14 protein-coding genes are annotated in these 12813 nt (G+C 37.5%); 13 read left to right on the forward strand and 1 reads right to left on the reverse strand.

Annotated features, from left to right (window positions below; translation table 11 throughout):
- Positions 1-41 precede the first annotated feature (41 nt).
- From hisC to ACN6MT_RS14110, 13 genes are all read left to right on the forward strand, one after another.
- Positions 42-1154 (forward strand): histidinol-phosphate transaminase, encoded by a 1113-nt coding sequence (hisC, locus tag ACN6MT_RS14050; RefSeq protein WP_419956267.1) that lies wholly within the window; start codon positions 42-44, stop codon positions 1152-1154.
- 11 nt (positions 1155-1165) lie between these two features.
- Positions 1166-2275 (forward strand): prephenate dehydrogenase, encoded by a 1110-nt coding sequence (locus tag ACN6MT_RS14055; protein ID WP_419956268.1) that lies wholly within the window; start codon positions 1166-1168, stop codon positions 2273-2275.
- A gap of 24 nt (positions 2276-2299) precedes the next feature.
- A complete protein-coding gene (gene aroA, locus ACN6MT_RS14060; protein ID WP_419956269.1) occupies positions 2300-3589 on the forward strand; it encodes a 3-phosphoshikimate 1-carboxyvinyltransferase in 1290 nt (429 codons plus the stop codon).
- A gap of 104 nt (positions 3590-3693) precedes the next feature.
- Positions 3694-4593 carry a hypothetical protein gene (locus ACN6MT_RS14065; RefSeq protein ID WP_419956270.1) on the forward strand — a complete coding sequence of 300 codons (900 nt, stop codon included), beginning with the start codon at positions 3694-3696 and terminating at the stop codon, positions 4591-4593.
- A gap of 100 nt (positions 4594-4693) precedes the next feature.
- Positions 4694-5959 (forward strand): tetratricopeptide repeat protein, encoded by a 1266-nt coding sequence (locus ACN6MT_RS14070; protein WP_063251217.1) that lies wholly within the window; start codon positions 4694-4696, stop codon positions 5957-5959.
- A 36-nt stretch (positions 5960-5995) separates the two neighbouring features.
- A complete protein-coding gene (locus ACN6MT_RS14075) occupies positions 5996-6562 on the forward strand; it encodes a ReoY family proteolytic degradation factor (protein ID WP_034676255.1) in 567 nt (188 codons plus the stop codon).
- 107 nt (positions 6563-6669) lie between these two features.
- Entirely contained in the window at positions 6670-7134 is a 465-nt protein-coding gene (locus ACN6MT_RS14080; protein WP_419956271.1) for a YpiF family protein, read from the forward strand.
- 140 nt (positions 7135-7274) lie between these two features.
- The gene (locus tag ACN6MT_RS14085; protein ID WP_419956272.1) at positions 7275-7784 is read left to right on the forward strand and encodes a ubiquinol-cytochrome c reductase iron-sulfur subunit; all 510 of its coding nucleotides are present in this window, start codon (positions 7275-7277) and stop codon (positions 7782-7784) included.
- A gap of 3 nt (positions 7785-7787) precedes the next feature.
- The gene (gene qcrB, locus ACN6MT_RS14090) at positions 7788-8462 is read left to right on the forward strand and encodes a menaquinol-cytochrome c reductase cytochrome b subunit (RefSeq protein WP_179596385.1); all 675 of its coding nucleotides are present in this window, start codon (positions 7788-7790) and stop codon (positions 8460-8462) included.
- Positions 8463-8525: 63 nt separating this feature from the next.
- Entirely contained in the window at positions 8526-9299 is a 774-nt protein-coding gene (locus ACN6MT_RS14095; RefSeq protein ID WP_419956273.1) for a c-type cytochrome, read from the forward strand.
- 67 nt (positions 9300-9366) lie between these two features.
- Positions 9367-9957, forward strand: a complete 591-nt coding sequence (locus ACN6MT_RS14100; RefSeq protein WP_419956274.1) for a DUF1405 domain-containing protein — start codon at positions 9367-9369, stop codon at positions 9955-9957.
- Between the two features lie 96 nt (positions 9958-10053).
- Positions 10054-10848, forward strand: coding sequence for a sporulation protein YpjB (gene ypjB / locus ACN6MT_RS14105; RefSeq protein ID WP_034676241.1), 795 nt, complete (start codon positions 10054-10056; stop codon positions 10846-10848).
- A 51-nt stretch (positions 10849-10899) separates the two neighbouring features.
- Positions 10900-11580: a zinc metallopeptidase gene (locus tag ACN6MT_RS14110; RefSeq protein WP_419956275.1), complete on the forward strand. Its 681-nt coding sequence runs from the start codon at positions 10900-10902 to the stop codon at positions 11578-11580.
- 27 nt (positions 11581-11607) lie between these two features.
- On the opposite strand, the gene ACN6MT_RS14115 is transcribed toward ACN6MT_RS14110, so the two are convergent.
- Entirely contained in the window at positions 11608-12480 is an 873-nt protein-coding gene (locus ACN6MT_RS14115; RefSeq protein ID WP_419956276.1) for a YitT family protein, read from the reverse strand.
- Positions 12481-12813 lie beyond the last annotated feature (333 nt).

A 12813-nucleotide genomic window follows, 5' to 3' on the forward strand; every position in this document is an offset into this window, starting at 1 on the left:
GCGTTTAATTTCAAGTTAATAAAAGGATGGAGTGTAGAGAAATGAGATGGAAAGAGCAATTATTAACACTGACTCCATATCAGCCAGGAAAATCAATTGAGTCAGTTAAAAAACAATATAATTTAGAACAGATTGTTAAGCTTGCATCAAATGAAAATCCTTTCGGGTGTTCAAAAAACGTTCTTTCTGCCTTACAAAGTCACCAGCCAGGCTTTGCTATTTACCCTGATGGCTACATGACAAGCTTAAGGGAAGCTGTAGCTTCTTTTTTAAAGGTAGGTCAAGATGAACTAATATTTGGTAATGGGTCGGATAACATTATTCAGATTATTTCACGGGCTCTGCTGCATCCTGGTGCCAATACCGTAATGGCGACACCTTCCTTCTCACAATACAAACATAATGCGATAATTGAAGGAGCAGAAATAAGGGAAATTCCATTACTTGATGGTCAACATGATTTAGAGAAGATGTATGCTGCGATTGATGAGAATACTAATGTTGTCTGGGTTTGCAGTCCTAATAATCCGACAGGTACATATGTCCCAGAAAGTAAATTAACACCATTCCTGGATAAAGTTCCTTCCGATGTTTTAATCGTGTTGGATGAAGCGTACTATGAATATGTATTTGCAGATGATTACTATGATTCAATTGAATTAACAAGAAAATATCCAAATTTAATCGTACTGCGAACTTTTTCGAAAATTTATGGTCTTGCATCACTAAGGGTCGGCTATGGTGTTGCCAACCGGTCAATCATTCAAGCTTTGGAACCTGCAAGAGAACCTTTTAATGTTAATTCATTTGGACAGGTAGCTGCAATCGCTGCACTTTCCGACCAAGAGTTTGTTCAAGATTGTAAAAAGAAAAATAGACAAGGTTTGACTCAATTCTATGATTTCTGCGAGAGACACAATCTAAGCTATTATCCTTCTCAAACAAACTTCGTTTTAATAGATATTAATGCAGATGCTAATCAAGGGTTCCAATTTTTATTGGAAAAAGGCTATATTGTTAGATCAGGGAGTGCGTTAGGATTTCCTTCTTCTTTAAGGATTACCGTTGGCTCTGCAGAGCAAAATGATGGGGTGCTAAAAGCATTAGGAGAATTTTTAACGCAACAAAATACAGCGAAACTCAGTGAGAACTAGGGGGACTACCAATGAAAGGCCGAGTTTTTGTTATTGGGCTTGGGTTAATTGGCGGTTCTTTAGCTTTATGTATTAAGAAAGAACATAAAGATGCTATCCTAATAGGCTATGATATCCATCAAGAACAAGCTAGACTTGGTAAAATGCTAGGTGTTATTGATGAAGTGGCTGATGATATCGTTGAAGGTGCTAAAACCGCTGATTTAATTATTATTTCCGCTCCAGTAATCGAAACGGAAAAGATTATTCACTTATTGTCAGAGCAATCGTTAAATCCAGAAGTAATTATTACGGACACCGGAAGTACAAAAAGTAAAATTGTGGGCAATGCTGCAAGCCTAAGAAAAAAAGGATACACCTTTATCGGCGGCCATCCGATGGCTGGTTCCCATAAAAGTGGTGTGTCTGCTGCAAAAGAAATTCTTTTTGAAAATGCCTTTTATCTATTTACGCCAGAGGACCATATTGAAGACTCCAAGGTGGAAAGGCTAAAGGAATGGCTCAAGGGTACCAATGCCAAATTTTTAACCGTTACCCCAGAAAATCATGATTACTTAACAGGAATTGTTAGTCATTTCCCTCATATCATTGCTGCGTCGATTGTCCGTCAAACGGAAAGGTTAGCAGAAGGTGAGAGTCTTATTCCACGTTTAGCGGCAGGAGGCTTTAGAGATATTACTAGGATTGCTTCGAGCAGCCCGGCAATGTGGAAGGACATATTACTGCATAATCGCGAGGTTTTGATAGAATTAATCGATAAATGGAAGGAAGAAATGGATTGGGTGAAGGTGTTACTCGAACAGGAGAATAGTGAAGAAATTTTCCGCTATTTTCTGCAGGCGAAGCAATACCGTGATGGTCTCCCGGTAAGAGAAAAGGGAGCCATTCCTGCATTTTACGATTTGTTTGTTGATGTTCCAGATTATCCTGGTGTTGTTTCAGAGGTTACAGGATACTTAGCAAAAGAAAATATCAGTATTACAAACATCCGCATACTAGAAACTAGAGAAGACGAAATTTATGGAGTCCTAGTCATTAGTTTTCAAACAGAAGAGGATCGTGGGCGGGCAGAAAGATGTATTCATGCCTGTTCAAGCTATGCTACATCGATTGGAACATAATTTGATTTGAATATAGGTGATGAAATGGAATTAATAGCATTAAAGCCAACACTGAAGGGTTTAAAGGGCAGTATTGAAATACCTGGAGATAAATCAATTTCACATCGTTCTGTTATGTTTGGTTCGATTGCCCAAGGTATAACAAGGGTGACAAATTTCCTGCCGGGCGATGATTGTTTAAGTACTATTTCTTGTTTCCGAAAGTTAGGAGTCGTCATTGAAGAAAGTGAAGAAGGTCTAACGATTTATGGGAATGGATTTGATGGATTAAAAGAACCTAACGAACTATTGGATGTTGGAAATTCTGGAACAACCATACGGCTATTGTTAGGAATTTTAGCGGGAAGACCATTTTACTCAGCACTTATAGGTGATCAGTCGATTGGAAAAAGACCGATGACTAGGGTAACGGAGCCATTAAGAACGATGGGGGCAAAGATCGACGGCAAAAAGAATGGAGAATTTACTCCACTTAGTATTCGCGGTGGACATCTAAATCCTATTACCTATAATATGCCAGTAGCAAGTGCTCAGGTGAAATCTGCTTTAATCCTTGCGGGTCTTCAAGCTGATGGAGAAACAACCATAATCGAAAAATCTGAATCCCGCGATCATACAGAAAGAATGATTCGTAAATTCGGTGGGGAAGTCGGGAAGGATAACCGTAAAATAACGGTAAAAGGAGGTCAAAAGCTAATTGCTTCTGATATTCTTGTGCCAGGGGATATTTCCTCAGCTTCGTTTTTCCTTGTTGCAGGTGCGATTGTTCCTGATAGCGAAATTCTTTTAAAGAATGTGGGTCTAAATCCGACTAGAACAGGGATTATTGAGATTATGAATCAAATGGGAGCTAATTTGGAAATTCACAACAATGATGAAAATTCGTTTGAACCAGCTGGTGATATTACAATTAAGACTTCCAATCTAAGAGGAACTGTTGTTGAGGGAGATGTTATCCCAAGATTAATTGATGAAATCCCAATCATTGCTCTACTAGCGACACAAGCTGAAGGGAAAACAATTATTAAAGATGCATCCGAGCTCAAAGTGAAAGAAACCAACCGAATTGATACTGTCGTTCAGGAATTAACAAAATTGGGTGCTTCAATAGAAGCCACTAATGATGGTATGATCATTAATGGTGGAACTACCCTTAGAGGTGGAAAAGTATCCAGCCATGGTGACCATAGAATTGGAATGATGCTCGCAATCGCTTCGTTGCTATGTGAGGGCCAAGTAGAGCTAGAAGATCCAGAAGCTATCTCAGTTTCGTATCCGAATTTCTTTAACCATCTAAATAGCCTGAAAAACTAAAGCTGCCTTTGTGCAGCTTTTTATGTCTTTATTTTCCGGTTCTAGTTTTTAAGGATCATTCATAGCTTGTCTTAAAGAAGTATAGCTGTGAAAAGGGTGGTAGGATGGGTTATATTATCGAAAATGCTAATATTCTAAAGGAGAAGAAACTTTCAACATCATCACTATTGATTGAAGGAGAGCACATTACTGCAAAGAAAGAACATATACACCATAATAAATTAATAAAGATGAATGCAGAGTCTTATATCATGACCCCTTCTTATGTACTTTTAGATACAAGAATACCTCTTAATGCCGCCTTTCAAGAATTTCGAGCATACATGGTTGAGAAATTTCTTATGAAAGGATGTACCACATTATTTACCTACAGTTCGATCTCGTACGAAAGTGAATTAACAGAAAAGATCAGAGAAACTAAAACGGCTCTCATTAGCAGTCCCGTCGATTTTCTCATAAGTGTAAAAATTCCATTGCGTCTTTTAACTCCCTCATTTATAAGGAAATGTAAAAAAGAAAGGGTGCCCGCCATCTTTATCGATGTAGAGGACCTTGATGAACTAAACAATATGCCATGGGGATGGATTAAAGAAGCACTTTTTCCTTATAATTGTCCGCTTGTTCCATTAATTTCTAATCACCTAAAGAAGGATGCTAAAAGGGCCATGTCGAAATGGAAGGATATAATGGAAAATCAAAAAATTCCTGCCATCTTACAAGAAATAAAAGAGAATCAGCCATTGTCCATTTCAGTATTAAATAAAATTGGCTTATATCCCCAAAAAGCAAGTTTATTGCATGGAGCTGAAGTAAGCTATAATCTATTTCATAAGGCTGAAGAAATCATCAATGTTGATGAAGTGGAATTATTTCATTATCATAGTGATAGACTTCTAGTTACAGTTCATAAAGGTAAAGTAGTACGTGCAGGGGAAGAGGTTTTATTTAAACCTGGATATGGAGAATATGTTAGGGTACGAACTCCATCTTATTTTGCACTTTAGAATTTAGTTTGCATGCTTTTTTCTTATTTTTTGTTCCTAAAAACTGCAAAGTTTAAGAAAAGAGCCTTAGTTAATTAAGGGAATCGAGAGGAAAGAGATAATGGACAGAGTTAATAAAATTATTACAATGTTGGAAAACGGCCAACATAATGAGGCCATAAATGAATATAATGTTGTATTAACAAAAGGTCAGCCCGATGAAAAATTCCTTCTTGCTGAAGAAATGTTCCAATTTGGATTTTTAGATGAATCTAAGGTACTGGTTGAAAACCTATTAACCATTTATCCTGAAGAGGGTGAACTGCTCGTCTTACTGGGTGAAATATTAGTGGACGCCGGCGATGAGGAACAAGCAATTCTTGAATTAGAAAAAATCTCCGAACACGACCCCAGCTTTGGACAATCTCTCTTGCTGTTAGCAGACTTGTATCAAGTTCAAGGTTTATATGAGGTATGTGAAAGAAAACTGCAGCAAGCAAAGGATATATTGCCGGATGAGGTTATCATTGATTTTGCACTTGGTGAACTCTACAGTGACCAAGGTGAAGTAACGAAAGCGCTGAAATCATATGAGGCTGTTTTAAAGGAGCAGCAAGAGGTTGCAGGAGTTAGTATTTATCAGCGAATGGCTGAGCTTCTAAGTGCCTCTGGTGAATTTGAAGAAGCTCTATTCTATTACGACAAAGCCATTGATGAGAAATTGGAAATTAACACACTATTTGGTTATGCTTTTACAGCACTTCAAGCAGGATATAATCGGACTGCCATCGAAAGGTTTGAGGAATTAAAAGGGCTGGACCCAGAATACCATTCCCTATATCTACATCTGGCTAAGGCATATGAACGGGAAGAAGAACTTGATAAAAGCTTAAACATAATACAAGAAGGTATTAAGCAGGATGAATTTAATAAGGATTTATTTTTCTTTGGCGGCAAAATAGCCATTAAGCTCACACAGCCAGACTTGGCAGAACAATATTTCCGTGAGGCACTTGCATTAGATCCAGGCTTTACTGAAGCAGCACTAACATTAAATAAGCTTTTCTTTCAGCAAGAAAGATATGAAGCTGTAATTGATTTGATTTCACAGCTGGACTTTGTAGAAGATGAAGAACCCCAGCTCTTATGGGATTCCGCCCTTGCCTACGATAAGTTAGAGGAATATTCCGTGGCATTAGACAAATATGAAAGTGCATATACTTTTTTTAAGAATAATGAAGCATTTTTGAACGATTATGGTTATTTTTTAATTGAAGAAGGAAAAATCGACCTTGCTGCCGAAATTTTTAAACAGTTACAAAAAGGTGATCCCACAAATGGAGAGTATGCTGATTTGCTTGACCGTCTAATTAGTAGAGAGAATTAATAAAAAGCTGAATATACAGAGGAGGGAAACTATCATATGGCAACCCCTGTTTCTGTCAACGAGAAAAAGGACTTTATTCGCTGGTTTTTAAATCATTATCAATTAAAACGAAGAGAGTGTGTTTGGATTCTGAATTATTTAATGAGTCACGACCAATTAATGGAGAAGGTTCATTTTGTAGAGCAAGCACAGTATTGTCCGCGTGGGTTGATCATGTCAACTCACTGTGTTGATAAGGTACCATTTCGCTTTTATAAAGAGAATGTTATGACAACTGATGCTGAAAAATCCTTTCATGATATTCGGTTAAATCGTGACGAAGATATTTTTATTCAATTAAACTTTCATGCTTCCAATCAAGCGCACCAGTACGCGGCTGTATTAGAGGAAAATCCATTTGTTCCGAAACACCTTCAAGTAAATGAGAAAGACGGAATTATAGCAGAACAATTTCTGCAAAACAGTATTGAGCGTTTTCAACGCGAAAAGCTGCTTCAATTAATTGACGAAGCCCTTGATAAGCAGGATAAAAAGGCCTTTAGTGACTTAACTGAAAAGCTTAATCAACTTAAGGAAGCAGAGGAAAATGGAAGCTTGCGATAAGCAGGCTTCTATTTTTTATGTTAACAGAATTTTTTCTCTCTTTTCCTTTTATGTTTTATTAAAAAAAATGATATGATAGAGCTAATGAATAAAAGGGGGGTGTATAAATGAAGTGGGTTTCAAAGGATATAGAAACATATTTATCCGCAAAGGAATATGTGGATACGGCAGTAATCCCATTGTATTCTGTTTCATTTGGGAATGAAATGAAACAATCTGCCTCAAGCGCAGAATTTATAACGTTACTAACCAATTACCTTGAGAGACAGTTTACTGGAAGACTTATGTTGGTGCCTCCATATACATACTTAAAAAGTGATCAGTATGAGGATATAATGAATGGATTGAAGAAGTGGGAAGAGAAAATTGAAAAAAACGAGTTTAAACATATATTTTACATAACGACTGAGATTGAGTGGAAAAACGTTGAGGACGAGCTTAAAGGTTCATTAATTTGGCTTCCATCCCTGCCGCTTGAGCATTTGAATGAATCACAAAAGATGTCCATGATTGAGAGTCAGGTAAAACAGCTTCTTACCCTTTTTACACAAAAGTGGCATGAAAATTTGTAATTCTTTGCTGATTAACATGTTTTTAAAATAGTATGATATTGACCTAGGATAAAGATTGATATATCATGGTTATGTCCTAGTTTTATATGTGTTTAAATTATGTCCGATGGACTTAACTTGTGAATAGAGGGGGGATAAGCATGAGTAAGCATCGCGTATCAAGAAGACAATTTTTAAGCTATACTTTGACTGGTGTAGGTGGATTTATGGCAGCAGGTATGTTAATGCCAATGGTTCGTTTTGCCATTGACCCTGTATTAAAGGCCGAAGCAGGTGGAGATTTTATTGCGACTCCATTGAAAATTAAAGATATCACCGCTGAACCACAACGAGTAGATTTTACTTTTGAGCAAAAGGATGCATGGTATACTTCAGACGTTACGAATACCGCCTGGGTGTATAAGAATGAGCAGGATAATATTGTTGCACTATCTCCTGTCTGTAAACACTTAGGTTGTACTGTAGGATGGGCGTCAGACGAATCACATCCGGATCAATTCTTCTGTCCATGTCACTTTGGTCGATATACAAAGGACGGAACGAATGTTAAGGGTACACCACCACTTGCACCACTGGATGTATATCCAATTCAGGAAAAAGACGGTTTACTTTATTTAGGAAAAGCTGAACCACGGACGAAGGAGGCGTAATCATTGTTAAACAAAATTTACGATTGGGTAGATGAACGTTTAGATATTACGCCTTTGTGGCGCGATATTGCTGACCATGAAGTTCCAGAGCATGTAAACCCTGCGCATCATTTTTCTGCGTTCGTTTATTGCTTTGGCGGTCTAACGTTTTTTGTTACTGTTATTCAAATTCTTTCTGGTATGTTCTTAACCATGTATTATGTTCCAGATATCAAAAACGCGTGGGAATCTGTTTTCTATCTTCAAAACGAAGTAGCTTTCGGACAAATCGTACGCGGTATGCACCACTGGGGTGCAAGTTTAGTAATTGTAATGATGTTCTTACATACATTACGCGTTTTCTTCCAAGGCGCATACAAAAAACCTCGTGAACTTAACTGGATTGTTGGAGTTCTCATTTTCTTCATCATGCTGGCATTAGGATTAACAGGTTATTTATTACCTTGGGATATGAAAGCGTTGTTCGCAACTAAGGTTACGCTTCAAATTATCGAAGCGGTGCCGTTTATTGGTGTATACTTAAAAACATTGCTTTCGGGCCATGAAACGATTGTTGGAGCTCAAACCTTAACTCGTTTCTTTGCGATTCACGTGTTCTTCTTACCTGCTGCATTATTTGCTTTAATGGCAGCTCATTTCATGATGATTCGTAAACAGGGTATTTCTGGACCACTATAATACTCTTATTAATTCCGAAATATTTACTATGATAATTTACGAATAAAGGAGGGGGATTGTTCGATGCATCGCGGTAAAGGAATGAAATTCGTAGGCGACTCACGTGTGTTAGCACCTGAGGCACGTACGAGTAAAAATATTCCGAAAGATTACTCAGAATACCCTGGTAAAACAGAGGCATTTTGGCCTAACTTCCTTTTGAAAGAATGGTTGGTAGGGGCAGTATTTCTTGTCGGCTTTTTATGTTTAACTGTTGCACACCCAAGTCCTCTTGAAAGGATTGCGGATCCATCAGATACAGGATATGTTCCAATGCCTGACTGGTATTTCTTATTTTTATACCAATTATTAAAGTATGAATTTGCAGCTGGTCCATACACAGTAATTGGTGCGATGGTTATCCCTGGACTAGCATTTGGAGCATTATTATTAGCTCCATTTATAGATCGTGGACCAGAACGCCGTCCAAGTAAGCGTCCTTTGGCAACTGGATTTATGCTGTTGGCGTTAGCGACTATTACCTTTTTAACCTGGCAGGGTGCTTCTACACATGATTGGGAAGCGGCAAAGGAATATGGTAAAATTGTGGCTGACGTTGAAATTGATAAAACATCAGAAGAATATAAAATTGCTTCAGATAATACATGTATCACTTGTCATGGAGACAGCTTCCAAGGTGGAGCTGGTGCCCCAACGTTAATCGAAACAGGACTAACGGCTGAGGAAATTGCGACAATTGCAAAAGAAGGTAGAGGAACTATGCCTGCGGGAGTCTTTAAGGGTGATGATGATCAGCTTAAAAAGCTATCTGAATACATTGCAAACTTAGGGAAATAATAACAGATTGTAAAAAAGCTGACGGATTTTCGTCAGCTTTTATTATTAAAAGAAACGAGGAATAGAAGTGAAATGGATATATCCTCTACTGGCCAACAAGTCGTTTATATGGTTATTGCTTTTAGTTAATATTGCAGGGACCATTTACGGGTATATATGGTATGGGTGGCAGTTAAAAGAAACGCCCACTATTTTCCTTATTTTTGTACCTGATAGCCCTACTGCTAGTTTATTTTTCGTCTTTGTTCTAGTGGCGTTTCTTTTGAAAAAGAATTGGCCGATTATAGAGGCACTTGCGATTGTCACTTTATTTAAATATGGAATATGGGCTGTGGTGATGAATCTTCTAGTCTTTTCTGTTCAAGGCGAGTTGGATTGGATCGGCGTTATGTTAATATTTTCTCATTTTGCTATGGCGGTTCAAGCATTACTGTATTCCCCTTTTTATCGATTTAGATGGTGGCATTTGATTGTTACAGCGCTATGGACTTTACATAATGATGTGATAGATTATGTCTTTTTCATGCTCCCTCGTTATCACATGTTAAATGATTTTACACCACAAATTGGTTATTTTACCTTTTGGCTATCGGTGTTGTCAGTAGGAATTGGTTATTATTTTGTCATACGACCGAATCGATTTAAACTTACTATTTAAAAACTAGAATGAAAATAGTTTTAGGTAGAATAAAAGATGGTCTAACCTTGTCCAACCCTTCATACATTTTAATAGTAATGATAGGGGGGACAAGGTTTGAAATACAAATGGGTTCTAATATTTTTCATTGTCATTATGCTCTCTCCCATGGCGGTTAGTGCGAATTTGCAAACACCGATAGAGAAGCTTGATAATATCTCTGATGAAGCACTTCAAATGATAAAGTTTCAGAGGTATGAGGATGGTAAAAAGCTTTTAAGTTATTTTTCAGAGCAGTTCTCAGACATCTCAAAAAAAGAACATCCCTTTACGATGGATGAATTAAGAATTATTACCGTATCTCATGACGAGGCAATGGAGGCGGCAGCCAGCACAAATATGGAGTACGAGGAAAGAGTTAAAAGACTTACCAAGTTTCGTTTAGTGGTTGATGCGATTGCTACGAGTCATCAGCCATTATGGACTGAAATGAAGAATCAAATTTTAACGGCATTCCATGAAGCGAGAGAAGCAGCAAATACAGGTGATTCTGCACATTTTCATTCAAATTTCAATAATTTTATGGCCTTATACAATGTTATTTATCCAAGTATGAAAATTGATGTTTCAGCAGAGAATATTCAAAGAATAGACGCACGCATCAATTTTATTGATGAATATCGTTCAGAGGTTGTTAACAACGTTAAAAGCCAACAGGAATTAGAAGGTCTAGAAATGGATTTAAAAAATCTTTTTGAAAACATGGATGAGGATGAAGCAGACCCATCACTGTGGTGGGTAATCATATCTACAGGAAGCATTATCATTTTAACTCTTTCTTATGTAGGTTGGAGAAAATATCAGGGTGAAAAGGATATGCGAAAAAATCGTTCTAGAGTGCATAAGGATTAAGTTTGAACTTCACGTAGATGATTACACCTATAGAAGTACTGGAGGTTCAAAATGGGATTTTTAATTTATTTTCTTATTGTTATGTTGGTACCCTTATGGGCTCAATTTAGGGTGAAGGGTACTTTTGTAAAATATTCTCGTGTAGCTAATTCCAGCTATCGTACAGGGGCAGAGGTAGCGCGGGAAGTGCTTAATGCAAACGGGCTTTTTAATGTGGGAGTTGAAGAGGGAAGAGGATTTTTAAGTGATCACTATGATCCAAGGTCGAAAACGGTTAGGCTATCCCCTGAAAATTTTCGTGGTCATTCCATAGCTTCTACTGCCATTGCAGCCCACGAGTGTGGACATGCTATACAAGACGCACAGCGTTATACATTTTTACGGTTCCGTCATGCTTTAGTACCTGTGGCAAATATTGGATCTAATTTTTCTTGGGTACTTGTTTTGATGGGGATTTTTTTTCAAATGAGCGGACTTTTGTTAGCTGGTATTGTATTCATGGCAGCGGCTGTACTTTTTCAATTGATTACGTTACCGGTTGAATTTAATGCCTCCAATCGCGCAATGGACCAAGTAGTTTCATTAGGGTTAATCCGTAATGAGGAAGAGCGGAATGCTAGAAAGGTTTTAAATGCTGCAGCCTTAACCTATGTAGCAGCAGCTGCGGTAGCTGTTTTAGAGTTATTGAGGCTAGTCCTTATCTTTACTGGAATGAATAGAAGTAATGAATAAAAGCAATGTCCAGCTGGACATTGCTTTTTAAATTTCAATTGGTTTTTTATTTTCATCTAGTGTAAAACCTTCTCCGTGGACATCATGGACAATGGTAACCGAAACAAACGCATGTGGGTCAACGGAAGTAATTAAATTTTTCAAACGTACAATCTCATTTCTAGCCACAACACAGTATAAAACTTCACGATCCATTTTTGTAAAAGATCCATACCCCTTAAGAACGGTGACACCACGGTCCATTTCAGCCATAATTTTTTTGGCGATATCATCATTTCTTTCAGAGACAATCATCGCACCTCGGGCGGTATAGGCCCCTTCTTGGATAAAATCAATTACTCGTGCTCCAATAAATACAGCGACCAGTGTATACATCGCCTCTCTATAATTGAGATAGGTAAGAACAGAAGCCCCAATCACACATATATCAAAAATGAACATGGTCCTCCCCATGCTCCAGCCTACATATTTCTGAACAAGTCGTGCTATGATGTCTACTCCACCTGTTGTACCACCATAACGAAAGATAATACCTAAACCAATTCCTAGAAAAACACCCGCAAATAGTGCTGCCAGCAACAAGTCGTCCTTCAGCGGCATGTCGATAGAATAACGTTGGAATATCCATAAAAATAGGGAGAGGCCAACCGTACCAAGCATTGTATAGATGAAAGAGTTTCTCCCAAGCAATTTCCATCCAATAAAAAAGAGCGGGATGTTTAAAATTAAGTTTGTATAAGATGGATCCCATTTGAACATGAAATAAAGAAGAAGGGTTATACCTGTAAAACCACCTTCAGCAAGTTTATTTTGCATATTAAAATGGACCAGTCCAAAAGACATAATTGCTGTTCCAATTAAGATAAATAAAACATTTTTAATTTTAAGACCAAATATCATGATTTCTCCTCCTTTGCCAAATATTCCCCAGCCAGCGGCTTTTATTATAGCGAATTAACAATAGAAGAGCAATTTTAAGCAGGAAAGTTTATACGTAAGGGCTGTTTTCTAAAAGATTGTTGTTAAAATCTTAAAGCCGATTTTAACGTAGAAATATCTATTTTGTGCTTTAGATTTAGTTTGCAGGCTCTTATCTTAGTTAAATTTTGTTCCAAAAAAGCATCGGGGCTTAAGAAAAGAGCCTACTTGATATAAAAATATTTGTAAAACGAACCTATTTTCGCTAATGTATTTAGTAGAAGCTTTTGTAATTATCAAAAGAGGTGAATGGGT

The sequence above is a fragment of the Neobacillus niacini genome (assembly GCF_048572935.1).
In the GTDB taxonomy this organism is placed as follows: Bacteria; Bacillota; Bacilli; order Bacillales; family Cytobacillaceae; genus Neobacillus; species Neobacillus niacini.